Origin of the sequence: Methylobacterium sp. yr668, from assembly GCF_900116245.1 — a bacterium.
Lineage (GTDB): Bacteria > Pseudomonadota > Alphaproteobacteria > Rhizobiales > Beijerinckiaceae > Methylobacterium.
Genome location: NZ_FOZY01000023.1, coordinates 1 through 16,059, shown reverse-complemented (window position 1 = coordinate 16,059; position 16,059 = coordinate 1). Strand labels below are relative to the sequence as shown.

The following is a 16,059-nucleotide window of genomic DNA, read 5'->3' as shown; positions in this document are numbered from 1 at the left end:
CCTTCGCCCGCCTCGGGCCGCGGGCGCGGGCCTTTCCGTCCGGGAGGACGCCGATGGGCCATCTTTCGACACACGTCCTCGACACGGCCGCCGGCAAGCCGGCGGCCGGGGTCACCGTCGAGCTCCGGCGCCTCGCCGGGGACGGCAGCGGGGACGGCACCGGGGAGACCGTCGCGTCGGCCACGACCAACGGCGACGGACGGACCGACGCCCCCCTGCTCGCGGGCGACGCCCTGACGCCCGGGACCTACGAGCTCGTCTTCGCCGTCGGCGCCTATTTCGCCGGGACGGGTGCCGGCGCCGAGCGGCCGTTCCTCGACCGCGTGCCGGTGCGCTTCTGCGTCTCGGACCCGGACGCCAAGTATCACGTCCCGCTGCTCATCACGCCGTGGAGCTACTCCACCTATCGCGGGAGCTGACACGGGATCGGCCGGCATCGGCCCGGGCGGAGCCTGCCGGAGCGCCGGAACTCAGCTTTCCGGCCGCGCCCCGGCGGCGCGACCGGTCGCCTCCCGGGGCGAGTGGCCGAACAGCGCCTTGTAGGCCCGGCTGAACGCCGCCTCCGACTCGTATCCGACGCGCAGCCCGATCTCGCCGACGCGGGCGTCGCCCGCGGCGAGCATGTCCCGCGCGAGGTTCAGGCGCCACTCGTTCTGGTAGCGCAGGGGTGAGCGACCGACGAGCGCGTTGAACCGCTCGCAGAAGCTCGACCGCGACATGCCGGCGACGTCCGACAGGGCCTCCACGCTCCAGCGCTGCAGCGGCCTCTCGTGCATGACCTTGAGCGCGCGGGCGATGCGGGGATCGGCCAGGCCGGCCAGCCACCCCGACGTCCGGCCGAGATGAACCCAGGTCCGCAGCGTGCGGATGACCGCGAGGTCGATGATGCGCGAGATCATCAGGGCCGCGCCGGGTTCGGCGTCGGTCGTCTCGACCAGCAGGAAATGCACGAGGCCGTCGAGCCATCCGGCGCCCTCCTCGCGCCGGATGCAGATCTGCTTCGGCAGGAGCGCGATCATGCTGCGGAGCGTGTAGGGATCGAACCAGAACCGGCAGGCGACGACGTCCGCGCCCTCGGCGGCGACCAACCGCCCGGTTCCGAGGCCGCGAGGCAGGAACAGCAGGTCGCCGGCGCCGACCGCGAGGGACTCGCCGTCGCCTTCGAGGATGAGGGCGCCCGCGATCACCACGAGGACGTGGCCTGCGCCGGCATCCAGATCCAGGCGCTCGCCCGGCGCGACCGGCCGGGACTCGACGCGGTCCCCGGTGAGGCGGATCTGCGCGAGCACGTGGGACAGCAGGTCGCCGGACGCGGCGCTGCGCGGCCCGCCCTCCGGAAGATCGGTCAAGTTTTCCAGCGTTTCCGACATGGCTGGCCCCGGCTCCCGATCCTAAACGTGGGCCCATCGAAGCGCGTATTCGCTCGGCGCGTCCGGATCTACGAAGCTATAAATCGGCATCTATCGTGTCCATCTGCCTTGTTCACGAATAGATCCGGTCCGTCGAGCCGCGCTCAGTACACGAAGGAGCCGACGATGAGAACCGACCCGCAGCGCGATCGCGGTCCTGCCTTGCCCTGGCTCACCGCCTACTACTTCGTGCGTGCCGGCGTCGCCGCCGCCTGGGTGGCCGCCGCGCTCGGCCTCGGGCGAGGCATGCCGGCGGTCGCCGCGACGCTCCTGGTCGCCTATCCCGCCTGGGACGCGCTCGCCAACCTGGCCGACGCCCGGCGCAACGGCGGCCTCGCGGGCAGTCCCAGCCAGGCCCTCAACGCGGCGATCAGCGCCGCGACCGCGATCGCGGTCGCGGTCGCCCTCGGACGGGGCCCGAACGCGGTGCTCGCGGTGTTCGGCGCCTGGGCCATCCTCTCGGGACTGCTCCAGCTTCTCACCGGCGCGCGCCGCTGGCGGGCCGGCGCCCAGTGGGCCATGGTCCTGAGCGGCGCGCAATCGGCGCTCGCCGGCGGCTTCTTCATCCGGCAGGCGGCCGGCGCCGCGGTCCCCGGGATCGTGGATGTCGCGCCCTACGCGGCGTTCGGCGCCTTCTACTTCCTCGTCTCCGCGGCCTGGCTGACGGCGACGCGCATGCGGGACGCGTCGCGGGCGCGCGCCGCCTAGGCGGCAGCGCGGCCGGGCGGATCCGACCTCGATCATCGCCCCGGCCCCTCCGGACATCCGCACCGTCGTCCCCTCCCGACCGCCGTCGGACAGCAGAGGCCATGCTCCATGGGCGCGCGAACGAGCGTGAAGCCGCGGAGGAACGCGGTCGAGGCCTACCTCCACGTCCTGCACGCGCTGATGCTGCGCGACATGCGCACCCGCTTCGGCGCGTCGATGTGGGGCTACGGAGTCGTCGTTCTCTGGCCGTGCGTGCACGTCTTCGTGCTGATCACGATCTACACGGTTCAGAAGCTGCCCGCGCCGCTCGGCGACGACAGGGCCCTGTTCTTCGCGACGGGCGCCGTGCCCGTGCTCGTCTTCCAGTACATCTCGCGTGAAGTCATGAAGTCCGTGATCGTCAACCGGCCGCTGACCTACTACCCGCAGGTCAGGCTGTTCGACCTGGTGTTCTCCCGCGTGCTCGTCGAGATCGTCACCGGCTTCCTGGCCCTGCTGGTCGTGAGCGGTGTCCTGGTCGCGCTCGGCACGGACCCGGTCCCGGCGGACCCGCTGACGGCGGTGGGCGGCTATCTCGCCGCGATCGCGCTCGGGATCGGGATCGGCACGATCAACGTCGCGATCATCGGCTTCTTCCCCGGATGGCTGATCGGCTACGCCCTGTTCAGCATCATCCTGTACGTGTCCAGCGGCGTCCTCTTCCTGCCGAGCTACTTGCCGGAACGGCTGTACTACTGGGCCAAGTTCAATCCGGCCCTGCAGCTGGCGGAATGGATGAGGTCGGCCTACTACCCGGCTGCCGGACTGCAGGTCGACCATCTCTACGTCGTCGTGTTCGGCCTGACCGCGGCGTGTGTCGGCCTGGGCCTGGTCGTGCGCGGCGGCGGCCAGCTGCGAGGCTGAGCGCGGACGCGTCCGATCGGCCCGGGCGCGGAGGACGCGGCTCAGCCCGATCGCGCGTCCGACGACGGCGACGTCGCGCCGCCGCGGTGGGCGATCAGGTCGATCTCGACCAGGGCGTCGTAGGCGAGCCCGGTCGTGCCCACGCAGGTGCGGGCCGGCAGCCGGTCGGGCGGGAAGAAGGATCTGTAGGTGGCGTTGAAGGCGGCGTAGTCGCGCTTGAACTCGGTCAGGAACGCGCGCGCGACGACGACGTTCTCGAGGCCCAGGCCGAGGCCGGCCAGGACCGTCGCGAGATTGGCCATCACGTTGCGGGTCTGCGCCTCGATCCCGTCGGGCAGGACGCCGGGCCTGTCCGGCGTGTCGGGCATCTGACCCGTGACGAAGACGAAGCCGTCGACCTCGACCGCGTGGCTGAAGGGGGCGACCGGCTGCGGCCCTCCGGAGACCATGTGGAACAGCATGGCCGACGAGGCGGACTGGGGTTGCGGCACCGCGATCTCCCTTGCGACGGGCGCGACCCGCCCGATCTCCGTGATCCAGGTCCGCGACCGTAGGGTCACGATCAGGCCGGGGATAGTGTCGGATGCGGCGGTCGGATCCGGTCCGCGCCATGCCCGGTGGAGAGGGTCAGAAGAAGCGCCGGATCTCCTCCGCGATCGCGTCGCCGTCCGTCTCCAGGGCGAAGTGCCCGGTGTCGAGGAAGGTGACGCGCGCCTCCGGGATGTCGCGCCGGAACGCCTCGGCGCCGGGCGGGATGAAGAACGCGTCGTTGCGCCCCCAGACGGCGAGGAGCTTCGGGCGGCGCGCGCGGAAGAAGGCCTGGATCAGCGGGTAACGCTCGAGATTGCGCTTGTAGTCGAGCTTGAGCGTGACTTGCCGGTCGGCGTTGCCCGGCCGCGCCAGGATGGCCGCGTCGAGCGTGTAGGCCTCGGGCTCGATGCGGGACGGGTCGGGCACACCCTGGACGTAGGCGGCCCTGACGCCGTCGAGGGTCATGCGGGCGCGGATCGCCGCGACGGCGGCCGCGTTCGGCGCGGCCCAGTAGGCCCGCAGCGGCGCCCAGGCCGCGTCGCCGAGCCCGTCGAGATAGGCGTTGCCGTTCTGGGACACGATGCCGGCGACGCGGTCGGGATGGGCGAGCGCCAGATCCCATCCGACCGGTGCCCCGTAATCGAACGTGTAGAGGATGTAGCGGTCGAGGCCGAGCGCGCCGACGAACGCCTCCGTCGTGCGAGACAGCGACGCGAAGTCGTAGACGTAGGCGCGATCCTCCGGGACGTGCGTGAACCCGAAGGCGGGCAGGTCCGGCGCGATCAGGCGGAAGCGATCGGCCAGCTTGGGCATGAGGTGCCGGAAGTAGAAGGACGAGTTGGCGAAGCCGTGCAGCAGCAGGATGACCGGGGCGTCGGGGCGACCGGCCTCCCGGTAGAAGACGTCCACGCCGTCGGCCCGGACCGTACCGTGGCGGACCTCTCCGGCCCGCGCGGGGTGGACCTCCGCCCGCACGGTGCCCGACGCCGCCGCGCCCGTCGCCAGCACGCCGCCGGCGAGCACACGCCGCCGCGTCGCGCGGGCCGGTCCGCGCGCCGTCATCTCGTCTCCGTGCGTGTGTCGCGTCATGGCGCGCCTCATCCTGGCGGGACGGCATGCGTCGGGATCGTCACCGCCGGGTCGGACGGCGCGACCGTCGTGCGGGACGGCGATCGGCCTGGCCGGGCCGCGGCCCGGACGGGCGAACCCGACGGCGCGACCATGATGCAGGGACGCGGCGCGCTCCGGAACAGCGAGTCGTCGCAATTCACCATTCCCTGCCGTGAAACGGTCGACGGCCGCCGCGGCGGCGACCGCGGGCTTCCCGAAGGCCCGAAGCGCCGCCCCGGCGCTAGAGGCCGAGGTTGCGGCCCGGATGCGCGTCGGCGAGCTTGGCCCGGCGGACGTAGCCCCGCATCGTCTTGAGATCCCGGTGGCGGGAATGCGCCATGATCTCCTCGTCGCGCGATCCGCGCCTGTACGCCTCGGTGATGAAGCCCGCGCGGAACCCGTGGGCGGAGATGCGCTCGCGCGGTCCGGCGACGAGGCCGGCTTCCGCCGCGCGCTTCTGAACGATGCGGCCCACCGAGTCCGGATGCAGCCCGTCGTCCATCACGGTGCCGTCCGCCCGGACTGCCCGGAAGACGTAGCCGTCGGCCGGCGCCGCCTGCAGCCAGCGCCGGAGCGCGGCGATCGGACAGGTCGCGGGGCTCCCGCCCGCCAGGACGGTCACGACCGTGCCCTCGCCGTCCTGATCACCTTTCGAATGCGGCAGGAAGACATCGACGGCGCCGTCCCGGAACGCGAGATCTTCGCGGCGGATCCGCGCGACCTCGGAGCGCCGGAACGCGCCGGCGAAGCTCAACAGGAACAGGGCGCGGTCCCGGAGCGCGGCCACCGTCCCTTCGCAGGCGGCGACGATCCGGAGCGTTTCGGGCACGCCGAGCGCGGCGGCCTGCTTCTTCGGCCTGCCGTAGCGCCGGAACATCCCGCGCAGCGCCGCCCGGACGGCCGGATGGGCCGGGATCCACGGCAACCCCTGGAGCTTGTGCGCCTGACCGATCGTGACGAGCCGACGCTCGATCGTCGCGCGCTTGTGGGTCTCGGCCATGGAGGTGAGGTAGCTCGCCACCTGCTCGGGACCCGCGGGGAGGGGCGCGAGATCGTGGCCGCCGCACCAGCGCGCGTAGTGCTGCCAGTCGGCGCGGTAGGCCCGACGGGAATTCTCCGAGAGCGCCTCGTCGGCGAAGGCGCGGGCGCGGGCGGCAAGCGTGGCGGGCAGCGTCATGGCTCTCTCCCTCGGTCGCGCCTGAGCGTGACGCTACGTCTGATAAGAAAGGGTTATCAGACGCTGACCGATGCGGCGCGGCCCGGGCCTCCCCGCTACGTGGAGGAGGGTGGGCTGCGTGCCTCGCGAACGGTCCACGCGCGGACGGGACGTTCCCGCTCCGCGGCAGGTCGGGAACGGCGCGCGATCGCGCGGACCTGCGGCCCGGCATCACCCGCCGCGGCGAGTCGGAGCGTCCATCGGAACCGTGTGATCGGATCGGGGTGGCGCCCCATCGCCTCCGCATCCGGGCAGACGGTCCGCCAACGGTCCGAGCCAGCCGCCCGGCCCGCCGGCAGTGCTTCTCCGGTTCGTCCGGATGGTCACCCTCCGACAGCGTCGCTGCGCAAGGGTCGCGACGTTGGAACACCGCCGCGGGAGGTGTCCGTGCGTGCGGTCACGCGCTCGACGGAAGTTCATCCAGTGGTTGTGAAGCACGCCGCGGAACTTTAATCCCGGACGATCGCGGTTTTTATTGATCATGCTCTGACGCCGAGCGCGCAACCTCAAATCACTATTGGATATCCCGGGAAAGAAGACCGCGATCATTAACCTGCATTTAGTTTCGCACCCGCATCTTGGCTCAACGCCTTCCGCATTGAGCAAGCTGCGGAGCTCTCTGCGATCCTGAACACTGGAGGGGATGTCATGGGTCGGTTTCGCAATTTGCGATTGGGCACCAAGATCGCGATACCGGCCGCCCTACTGCTCGCGACCGCCGTCGGCATCGTCTTCTTCGCGCGGTCGGCGATCGACGAGCTCGAGAAGAACACCCAGCAGATCGTCGACGTGGCCGCCGTTCGCGCCGTCACAGCGCTGCAGATGGCGCTGGCCATGAGCAACGCGACGATCTCCGAGAAGAACATCATCATACAGACCGATGCGGCCACGATGGCTGCCGAGCGTCAGCACTTCCAGCGCGAGCGGACGCTCGCCTACGAGGCGATCGACCGCCTCATCGCCCTCGCGGACACCCCGGCTCGGCATTCGGCGAACGCAGCCATCAAGGTCGATATGGGCGCGTATTTCGCGGCGGCCGACCGCGCCATCGCCCTGGGCATGAAGAACGATGCCGAAGGGGCCCGGACGATCTCGGTCGACGAGGGCCGCCCCGCGCGGGCCAAAGTGCTGGAAGGCGTCCAGATGCGGACCGAGACGAACGCCAGGGAGCTCAGAGCCTCCAGGGACCACGCCGTCGCCGTCGCCGAGCAGATCAAGCTGACGCTCACGGTCGTCGCCGCGTCGGGCCTTCTCGTCGCATTCGGGATCCTCGGCGGGATCGTGCTGTTCGGGATCAACCGGCCGCTGGCCAGCCTCGTCGGCGTGCTGCAGCGGATGGCCAGGGGCGAGGTCGACGCCGAGATCGAGGAGGCCGCTCGCGGCGACGAGATCGGTGCCGTCGGCAAGGCGGTCGAGGGCATCAAGGCCATGGTGGCCCAGAAGGCCGCCGAGCAGGCCGAGATCCGGCGCATTGCCGACGCGGCGGCGGCCGTCGAACGCAAGCGGACGATGGTCGAGCTCGCCGACGGTTTCGAGCGCGCGGTCGGCGGGATCATCGGCATGGTCTCGTCCTCGGCCACCGAGCTCCAGGCCACGGCGCAGACGATGACGGCGACGGCCACCGAGACGGCTGGCCGGTCGACCACCGTGGCGGCCGCGGCCGAGGAGGCCGCCAGCAACGTCAACACGGTCGCCGCCGCCGCCGAGGAACTCGGCTCCTCGGTTCAGGAGATCGGCCGGCAGGTCGACGGCTCCGCCGACATGGCGCGGGTGGCGGTCAGCGAGGCCGACCAGACCGGCGCGCTGGTGCAGGAACTGAGCGCGTCGGTCGCGCGCATCGGCGACGTCGTCGGCATGATCTCGACCATCGCGGGACAGACCAACCTGCTCGCCCTGAATGCCACCATCGAGGCGGCCCGCGCGGGTGCCGCCGGCCGCGGCTTCGCGGTCGTGGCGACGGAGGTGAAGGCTCTGGCCGAGCAGACCGCCAAGGCCACCGAGGAGATCACCGGGCAGATCGCCCGGGTTCAGGCCTCCACCGGTCAGGCCGTATCGGCCATCGGGTCGATCACCGTGCGGATCCAGGAGATCAGCCACGTGGCCACCTCGATCGCCGCGGCCGTGGAGCAGCAGGGCGCGGCGACGCAGGAGATCGTCCGCAACGTCAGCCAGGCCGCGATGGGCACCGGCGAAGTGACCAGCAACATCGCCGGCGTGGCCGGCGCGGCCGAGGAGACGGGCGCGGCGGCGAGCCAGGTTCTGGGAGCGGCTTCCGAGCTGTCGCGCCAATCCGAGCATCTCGCTGCCGAGGTGGGGCGCTTCATGGCCACCGTCCGAGCCGCCTGATCCGGGGGCGACCCGCGAGCCCCCGTCCGGCTCATCGCCGGACGGGGCCGTTTCAGGACCGAGATCCGCGAAGGCGGCTCTCGTCCGCCCTGAACCTTCTTCCCGCATCCGGCGTTGAAGACTTCAATCCATGATTGAGGTCCCGATGAAACACCGTACTCTCTTGCGTACTGTCTCTGCCGCTGCGCCGCTGGCGGCCGTCCTCGCCGGGACGGCCTACGCGCAGGCGCCGGCCACCGCGCCGGGCGCGCCGCCGACCTCCTCGGGCGTCGTCACGCCTCAATCGGGCGCGACCGGCGCGCCGGGCGCGGTGACGGGGTCGCCGACCGGGCAAGCCGCCGACACGCGTTCCAACAGCTCCTCAGCCGCGGGCAACGCCAACCAGCCGGAGCGCCCGTCGCCGCAGGGCGGCAGCGGTGGCAGCAGCCGATAGCCGTCGACGATCCGCCGGCACGGCCCCGGTCACGGCCCCGTTGCCGGCGGCCTCTCCCTGAACCGCTCGCGCCGCGCGGCGGCTGCGACACCGGCCATCGCGCTCGGGTCGCGCCGTCGCCGCGCGTCAGGCCTCGTCCTCGGCCGAGCCGGGCCAGGCCGGACCGTGACGCTCCTCGAGTTCGGCTCGGCCGGCTTCGGTGATGCGGTACTCGACGGTCTTCGTGTCCGGATCCGTCCGACCCGTCGCGAGAACCAGTCCCAGGACCTCCATGCGCCGCATGTAGCCGCTGACCTGATAGAAGCGGGCGCCGGTCTGCGCGAGGGTGCGGAGCCGGTAGAGGCTGCCGGGCGGGAGCTTGTACATCGCCCGCCACCGTATCGATTGTCGGCCCGGACGTCAGTGGGGACAGGTCGGTTCGGCCGGCAGCCCCGCGGGTGCTGGACCGCCGCGCGATGCGCGCGGGTCGTTCACGCGAGGCGGGACGGCGCGGCGGATCGGGCCGCGAGCGCCGTCAGGACCGTCCGCCCGTAAGCGGTGGTCGCGAGGCTCGCGCGGAGCTCGCGGTAGAGGTCGTCCCTCCCGAGGCGACAGTCGAGATCGGGGTGCGCCGCGAACCCGTCGAGTTCCTCGAGGATGAGCGCGGCGAAGTCGGCGGGCTCCAGCAGGCCCTCGGCGGCATCGAGGACGCCGTACTCCTCCAGGAATCCGCCACTCAGGGTGATCAGGCCATCCCTGTACCGGATCAGCGCGAAATAGACACCGAACCGGATCATGGCCCGGTCGCGCCAGCCCGCCTCGGCGATGTAGGTCCTCATCATCACGTCGGTGGAGTAGACCTCGTGCTCCCCGTCGCGCTGGGCGAGGTAGTCGCGGAAGACGTCGTGGGCCGTCGGATCGAGGTGGAGCAGCGCCTGCATGGCCGGTGCCAGCGCACCCTGATCGTCCTCGGGCCCCCAGAGCTGGCGATACAGCTTCCTGGCCTCCACCACCCCCGGCTGGACCGCGAGATAAGTCGTGAGGAGTGCGCGCAGCGCCGGGACCACGGCAACGCGCTCGCGGGCGATGCGCGCGAAGAAGGCCGATTCCGTCATCGCCCGCCCGCCGACCTCGAAGGTCAACGCGAGCACGTCGCCCCGCAGGAGTCCCCCCAGATCCGCTCGGATCCGGCCGGTGAGCGCGTCCAGGGTTTCGGCGATGGCGGCGGCCGAGAACGCCGCGACGGTGACCACCGGCTGCGAGCGCGCCAGGAAGCGCCGGACCGCCGACGCGCTCGGGCCTGCCGACGGCCGGGATCGATAGCCGTCCTCCTCCGGGGTGATCGTCCGGGCGGGCGCCGCGTCGGCGCACCGAGCGCGCGGGATGTAGACGGAGTCGCTGAAGAAGCGGATCTCGACCCGCTCCGCATCCGCCACGTCGGCGAAGGCGGAGACGGCCTTCGCGCCGTCGTAGCGCGCGAAGGAGAAGACGGGCGAGCGCGTGCCGTCCAGGCCGATGCGCTGGAAGTCCGTGGTCCGATCCCAGAAATACCCCGACTTGATCCAGAACGCCCGCTCGTCGGGCTCCCAGGCCACCTCCGTGATCGCGCGCGGAGGCTCGGAGCCGGGCCGCGCGACGAGCGTCGCCGCGCGGGCGACGGGCCCGGTTGTCCAGAGTTCGACGGCCTGTCCGAGGCGGGGAGGGCCGGCGTCCCCCGTATCGGCCGCTGCCTCCGGTGGGCCCCCGCGCGCGGGATCGGAGTGCGGCGTGACGGCGTAGCGGCCGCTGGGGCTGAACCAGTAGGGCTTCACCGCGTCCGGCAGCGGGTCGTAGCGCAGCGTCGCGCCGGCCCGTTCGAGCCGACACAACCCGTAGGCCGACCCGCCCGGCCCGCACCGGAAGCCGATGAAGGCCAGTCGCCCTCCGGGATCCTCGAACAGGTCGCCGTGAATGGTCAGGATGGCCGGCCCGTCCGGGCGCGGTGGATAGGCCTCCTCGGGCGACAGGGACCCGACAGGGCCATCGGCATGCCAGACGAGTCCGCGCCCGTGCTGCAGGATCTCGAGATCCGACGCCCGCAGGACGACGATGTCGTCGAGGTACTGCTCGTCGTTCTTCGGTCCATGGCTCCGATAGACCGCGATCCGGTCGGCATCGCGGGTGACGAACAGCTTGTGATTGAAGGGTCCCTCGCCCGGCAGGCGGCGCCGCACGCGATCCCGGCCCGCCCGCCAGTCGATCAGGCAGAGTTCCCCGTCATCGGACAGGCAGACCAGCCCCGCGGCGCCGACCAGGGCGGCGGCCCGGATCGAGTCCTGCGGAAAGGGCAGGATCATGCGCCACCGCCCGCCGTCTTCGATGGCCGCGACCGTGTTGTATCGCTGCTCAGTGCCGGTGATCGCCAAACGGGGCATGCTCGATCCTCGTCAGCGCCGGAACGTTCGGTCGGCGGGCACGCCGCCCTCCGGAGACGCCCGATGGCCGCGGAGAGGGGAGGGCGCTGTGACCCGCATCTCCCCGTGCCTCGCACGGATCGAGGGGCGGGCGGTCGAGCCGGTCCTGCACCGTTGTCGAGATCCCGCCGACGCGTCCCGGACGCTTCCCAAAGACTTCATCCATCTCGCACAGCGCGCCGGCAGCATCCGTGCCGTCGGCTCCGGGTCCGGCCGGTGTTGCGCCGGAAGAGCACGGGGCTTGTCCATGTCTAGCGCCCTCGTATGGTACCCCGCGCTGCAGCGAACGTCACGGCGCGGCGATGAGCTAGTCCTCTGGACAGGGCCACCGGCTCCGACGATGCCATCGGACAGGTTTGGGCACCGTGGCTCTGTTCTGCTGGCTGCGGTTCGCATGACAGAGGGAGCGCCACCGTGAGGCAACGCCGGCGCGCAGCCGTACGGCCGCAGGGCGCGTGTGAGAGGAATGAAGACGGGTTCGGCGCATTCCCGGACGCGATCGTGACGGCTCTGGCGCTCCGCGCGATCGACGGCGGCCCCCGGATCGCCCGAGGCACACGCCTTCGACCATGCGGACAAGGGCTGGCGCTCGACCCGGCGTCGACGAAGACGGTCACATGTCGGGCGACGACAGGCCGCCCGACAGCGCCGGGGGCTTCCACGGCCTTCCGTCCTGGCACGCAGCATCATCGAGCACGCGCCACCGGCCGGATACACGCTCGGAACAGAATCCACCCATCATGCAGCATCTCCATGGACGAAGCGTGAGGACATCGAAGGCCATGCGCCGTGAGATCACTTTTCTTACCGTGGCAATTCTAGGGTCTTGTCTTGGAGTCCCTGCAATGGCGCAGGAGATGCGCTGGCAGAAGCGGGAAGGGGACGGTCGCGTCCATCTTGCCTACGAGATTCCGGACAGCGGCGCGCAGAGCCTCGCGCTCACCTGCGACACGCGGGGCGGACAGCTGAGTGTCGACTACTACGACGACAGAGACCGCGCTCGGGACGGCACCCGGGCCGAGGTCGAGTTCGCCTCGGAGGGCGGCACGCTCTCGCTGCCGATGCGGGCGAAACAGCTGGAACTCGACGACCAGATCGTGCTCCAGACCACGACAACGTTGACGCAAGACTGGGTGCGCATCCTGTCCGGCAAGACCCTTCGCGTGACGCTCTCTGGCGACACGCAGCGGATCCCTCTGGCCGGCGCCCGGAGCGGTCTCGCCGCCCTGGTCGCGGGCTGCAGCCGTCCTTCGCGATGATTCGCGATGACGCCGGGGGTCAGATCGTAGTATAAGTGCCTGTTATGCGGAGTTCATCGCCGCATTCCATAATGTTTGTTATGCGAATTACAGTATCGCAAACCAATTCAGTCGGATAACCCGCCGGGATCATCACTGCAACAAGGAGTTTGGTCGATCTCCGATATACTAGTTGTCCTCCGCCCCCTCCCCTACTCGCGATCCGGCACCTTTACCGGCGCCGACTGAGCTAGAGTTTGGACTTGCTCCGCATAAGTGGCTCTTCGTCATTTCGTGTGGGTCAAGGAGCCAGAAGCACGCGACGGCGTAGGAGGTCGAAGCCGGCCCGGCCGTACATCAGTCGCTTGATCAGCTTCAGTTTCGTAATCTGGCCTTCGGACTGAGCGTTGCTCCACGGCATCGTCAACGCCGCCCTTACCGCGGCCGCATCAACGACGAGCCCGCTGGCGAACGTCTGCGCGGCTCGGATGCCGCTCGCCTTCGCCTCGACGATCCAAGCCTCGAACGCCGCCAGACGTCGGTTGCCATGGGCGGACGATCCGTTCCCCTTCCTCCCGGCCTCGCGTATGTTGGGGTCAATCACGATGGCCGGAAGCCCGGCGAGAGCGGCCTCCTCCACGAGGCGGCGCAAGAGCACGGTCTTGCCGGAACCGGAGCCCGCGATGATTGCGGTGTGGCGAGGCAGAAGCCGCAGCGGCAGGCTCACGCCGGGCGCGCCAGGGGTGAGCCGACGCCCGACCGGTATCGCATCCGCTTCGGTGCGAGCTGCTACGGGCGAAGCGGATCCTTTCGCGACGAGCGAGTTCTCGGGGGCGGCTTGAACGTCGAGGACCGGCGAGTGGACCGGAACCGCAGCCCCCTCCCCCACCGCTTGATCCTTCACCTGAACTTGGCCGACTGTCGCCGCATGGGCGAGACCCGCATTCCGGAAGAACGCCGTGCTCACGAGCGGCTGCTCGGCACGGATCCAACGCTCGAACCGATCGGACGCGCCCTCCTCTTGCGCCCGCGTGTGCAGGTCGCGCAGAGCGACGAAGACACGGAGATCCGCGTCCGAGGGGTCGATCAATAGGCCCCCAGCCGTCGTGAAGGCGTCGACGAGCTGCTTCGTCTTGGGCCCGCCGGGCATCGACCAGCCCACGACGCGCCGGCTCCAGGCGTCGACCACCACGGCGAGGTAGAGGAAGCCCGCGGCGGTCGGCACGAAGGTGATGTCACCTACCCAGAGCTGGTTGGGGGCCTCGGCCGAGAAGGTGCGGTCCACGAGATCGGGCGCGGGGCGAGCCTCCCGGTCGCGTCGAGTGGTCACGACGCCTCCGCGCTGGCGGCTGACGCCGACAAGGCCCGCCTCGCGCATCAGCCGCGCAATGCGCTTGCGTCCGTGTCGTGCGCCCTGCGCTGCCAGCGTAGCGTGCACGCGCGGCGCAGCGTAGATTTCGCCCGACCCAGCGTTAGCGGTGCGGATCTGCTTCAACAACGCGGCATCCGCCACGGCACGGACGGAGGGCGTGCGCTGCCGCCAAGCGTGATAGAGCGCACCACTGGGCCCGGGAGCTCATGAGCCTCGGCCACGACGTGCGGCTGATGCCGCCGGCTTACGTGAAGCCGTACGTGAAGCGCGGTAAGACCGATGCGAACGATGCCGCAGCCATCTGTGAGGCGGTGACGCGCCCGAGCATGCGCTTCGTGCCGGTGAAGTCGACCGAGCAGCAGGCGGCGCTGGCGCTGCACCGGACGCGCGACCTGCTGGTCAAGCAACGCACGCAGTTGGTGAACATGATCCGCGGCCTGCTCGCCGAGTTCGGGATCGAGATGGCGCGGGGCCTGCGGCACGCGCTCGAACTGGCGACCCGACTCTCGGCCGGAGACGCAGCCGAGGTGCCGCCGTTAGCCCAGCGCGTGGTGACCGGGTTGCTCGTGGTCGGCATGACCTCTCTGGTCCGGCGTGCGAAGACGACACCGACCTCGGTCGACCCGCGGCTGCCGGCGCTGCTGCAGCGCAAGCCGGTGCGCGTGGTGACCGTGGCGGCGGCCAATCGCACGGCGCGGGTCGCCTGGGCGATCATGACCCGCGGCGGCACCTACCGCGCACCGGCGGCCACGGCCGCCTGACAGCACGCGAAGGAGACGTTTCCAGGTTGCGAGGACGATGAGAGTTGATGGCGAACCGGTCAGACCGGGAGCCGGGACACGCCGCGGCCTGTCCAGGGCGTCATAGCCCGCGAAGCAGAGTGGGACCCAGCTCGCGGATACCATCAGGGCCAGCGGTCAACATGAACGACTGCATCGACAGGCCGGACACAAGACTGCACCCGACCAACGCGTCAGAAGCTCAATTCGCCACTTGCAATGCGGGAGCCATCCACACAGGACCATCTGCATCCCACCCGTCTGAGACACTCCGCCACCTGCTACGCTATAGCGAGGCATGGAAGAGGCCGTCGGTCCGATACCGAGCAAGGCTGTCGGCGGAGCGGATTTTTGCTCATCGGCCCTATTGGGTTACCTAGATTTTTTGATAGACAGTCCTGTGAGCCAGCGTACAAGTCGCTTCCGCGGCCTAGTGGTTGAGCCCTAACGGTTGAGTCCGTGTGGGGTTTCGGTTTGAGGCCCATCCTGCGAGTCTAGCGGGATGCGCAGTGGTATATCTTTCACGCTCTCAACCTCGGATCGCCTTCGGCTCGAAGCACTCGTTGCGGATCGAAACACGTCGCAGAAGCACGTCTGGCGCGCCCGCATCGCGCTGCTGAGTGCCAATGGACTCGGGACGCACGCGATCATGCGTGAGGCAGGCGTGTCCAAGACGGTGGTCTGGCGCTGGCAGGACCGCTTCGCGCAGGAGGGCGTCGACGGACTCCTTCGGGACAAGACGCGGCCGGCGCGCATCCCGCCGCTGGGGCCGGAGGTGGCGGCGCGCGTAGTGGCTCTGACGCAAGGAGATCCGCCCGGCGAGACCACGCATTGGACGGCCGCCGCCATGAGCAAGGCCGCGGCCATCAGCGTCTCGTCGGTGCAGCGGATCTGGCGGGGGCACGGCCTACAGCCGCATCGGGTCCGGCAGTTCAAGCTCTCCACCGACCCAGCCTTCGCCGCCAAATTGCGCGACGTCGTCGGGCTCTACGTCGATCCGCCCGCTCATGCCGTCGTCCTCTCGGTCGACGAGAAGAGCCAGATCCAGGCGCTCGCCCGCACGCAGGCCCCGTTGCCGATGAAGCCGGGCTACCCGACGACGCGCACCCACGACTACAAGCGCCACGGGACGACGACCCTGTTTGCCGCTCTGGACGTGCTGGAGGGCAAGGTGATCGGCCGCTGCATGCAGCGCCACCGACATCAGGAGTTCATCCGCTTCCTCAACGCGGTCGAAGCGGCGGTTCCGGAGGGCAAGATCGTCCACGCGATCCTGGACAACTATGCCGTCCACAAGCACCCGAAGGTCCGTGCTTGGCTCGGCCGCCACCCGCGCTGGACCTTCCACTTCACCCCGACCTCAGCCTCGTGGCTCAATGCCGTCGAGGGCTTCTTCGCCAAGCTCGCAAAACGCCGGCTCCGACGCGGCGTGTTCGGATCGCTGATCGAGGTGCAGGCCGCCATCAAACGCTTCATCGCCGAGAGCAACGGCGACCCGAAGCCCTTCGTCTGGACCGCCGACCCGGATCGCATCATCCAGGCCGCGAAGCGCGGGCACCAAGTGTTAGACTCGCACCACTAG

Annotated in this window: 13 protein-coding genes and 4 pseudogenes; 8 read left to right on the top strand and 9 right to left on the bottom strand. The window is 70.3% G+C overall.

What is annotated here, in order from left to right:
- The first annotated feature begins 53 nt into the window (after window positions 1–53).
- The gene (gene uraH, locus BM419_RS23015; protein ID WP_020094530.1) at window positions 54–419 is read left to right on the top strand and encodes a hydroxyisourate hydrolase; all 366 of its coding nucleotides are present in this window, start codon (window positions 54–56) and stop codon (window positions 417–419) included.
- 51 nt (window positions 420–470) lie between these two features.
- On the opposite strand, the gene BM419_RS23010 is transcribed toward uraH, so the two are convergent.
- Window positions 471–1,370, bottom strand: coding sequence for a helix-turn-helix transcriptional regulator (locus BM419_RS23010; RefSeq protein ID WP_056530262.1), 900 nt, complete (start codon window positions 1,368–1,370; stop codon window positions 471–473).
- 165 nt (window positions 1,371–1,535) lie between these two features.
- Here BM419_RS23010 and BM419_RS23005 point away from each other — a divergent pair, with 165 nt between their 5' ends.
- Entirely contained in the window at window positions 1,536–2,117 is a 582-nt protein-coding gene (locus tag BM419_RS23005) for a DUF308 domain-containing protein (protein WP_091927789.1), read from the top strand.
- Between the two features lie 108 nt (window positions 2,118–2,225).
- Complete coding sequence (locus BM419_RS23000; protein WP_091927788.1) at window positions 2,226–3,020, top strand: ABC transporter permease; 795 nt, start codon at window positions 2,226–2,228, stop codon at window positions 3,018–3,020.
- 41 nt (window positions 3,021–3,061) lie between these two features.
- Here the strand turns inward: BM419_RS23000 and BM419_RS22995 are convergent, their stop codons facing one another.
- The 3 genes from BM419_RS22995 to BM419_RS22985 form a co-directional block, all read right to left on the bottom strand.
- A complete protein-coding gene (locus tag BM419_RS22995; protein ID WP_026605155.1) occupies window positions 3,062–3,481 on the bottom strand; it encodes a RidA family protein in 420 nt (139 codons plus the stop codon).
- Between the two features lie 166 nt (window positions 3,482–3,647).
- The gene (locus BM419_RS22990) at window positions 3,648–4,613 is read right to left on the bottom strand and encodes an alpha/beta fold hydrolase (RefSeq protein WP_175556354.1); all 966 of its coding nucleotides are present in this window, start codon (window positions 4,611–4,613) and stop codon (window positions 3,648–3,650) included.
- Between the two features lie 289 nt (window positions 4,614–4,902).
- On the bottom strand, window positions 4,903–5,838 hold the full coding sequence (locus tag BM419_RS22985) for a site-specific integrase (protein ID WP_091927787.1): 936 nt from the start codon (window positions 5,836–5,838) through the stop codon (window positions 4,903–4,905).
- 687 nt (window positions 5,839–6,525) lie between these two features.
- On the opposite strand from BM419_RS22985, the gene BM419_RS22980 reads away from it, so the two are divergent.
- Window positions 6,526–8,223, top strand: a complete 1,698-nt coding sequence (locus BM419_RS22980) for a methyl-accepting chemotaxis protein (protein WP_056530271.1) — start codon at window positions 6,526–6,528, stop codon at window positions 8,221–8,223.
- Window positions 8,224–8,353: 130 nt separating this feature from the next.
- Window positions 8,354–8,656, top strand: a complete 303-nt coding sequence (locus BM419_RS22975) for a hypothetical protein (RefSeq protein WP_244540835.1) — start codon at window positions 8,354–8,356, stop codon at window positions 8,654–8,656.
- A 126-nt stretch (window positions 8,657–8,782) separates the two neighbouring features.
- On the opposite strand, the gene BM419_RS22970 is transcribed toward BM419_RS22975, so the two are convergent.
- Window positions 8,783–9,022, bottom strand: coding sequence for a hypothetical protein (locus BM419_RS22970; RefSeq protein WP_042674370.1), 240 nt, complete (start codon window positions 9,020–9,022; stop codon window positions 8,783–8,785).
- A 104-nt stretch (window positions 9,023–9,126) separates the two neighbouring features.
- On the bottom strand, window positions 9,127–11,049 hold the full coding sequence (locus BM419_RS22965) for a hypothetical protein (RefSeq protein ID WP_244540834.1): 1,923 nt from the start codon (window positions 11,047–11,049) through the stop codon (window positions 9,127–9,129).
- An 884-nt stretch (window positions 11,050–11,933) separates the two neighbouring features.
- Here BM419_RS22965 and BM419_RS22960 point away from each other — a divergent pair.
- On the top strand, window positions 11,934–12,347 hold the full coding sequence (locus BM419_RS22960) for a hypothetical protein (RefSeq protein WP_082557983.1): 414 nt from the start codon (window positions 11,934–11,936) through the stop codon (window positions 12,345–12,347).
- 280 nt (window positions 12,348–12,627) lie between these two features.
- Here the strand turns inward: BM419_RS22960 and BM419_RS33290 are convergent.
- From BM419_RS33290 to BM419_RS32955, 3 pseudogenes are all read right to left on the bottom strand, one after another.
- Window positions 12,628–12,849, bottom strand: a pseudogene (locus BM419_RS33290) (transposase); the annotation flags it as partial.
- Window positions 12,850–12,927: 78 nt separating this feature from the next.
- A pseudogene (locus tag BM419_RS33285) lies at window positions 12,928–13,053 on the bottom strand (DUF87 domain-containing protein); the annotation flags it as partial.
- 384 nt (window positions 13,054–13,437) lie between these two features.
- Window positions 13,438–13,878, bottom strand: a pseudogene (locus tag BM419_RS32955) (IS3 family transposase); the annotation flags it as partial.
- A gap of 2 nt (window positions 13,879–13,880) precedes the next feature.
- Here BM419_RS32955 and BM419_RS22950 point away from each other — a divergent pair.
- Window positions 13,881–14,459: pseudogene (locus BM419_RS22950) on the top strand (transposase); the annotation flags it as partial.
- A 520-nt stretch (window positions 14,460–14,979) separates the two neighbouring features.
- A complete protein-coding gene (locus BM419_RS22945) occupies window positions 14,980–16,059 on the top strand; it encodes an IS630 family transposase (RefSeq protein ID WP_107684798.1) in 1,080 nt (359 codons plus the stop codon).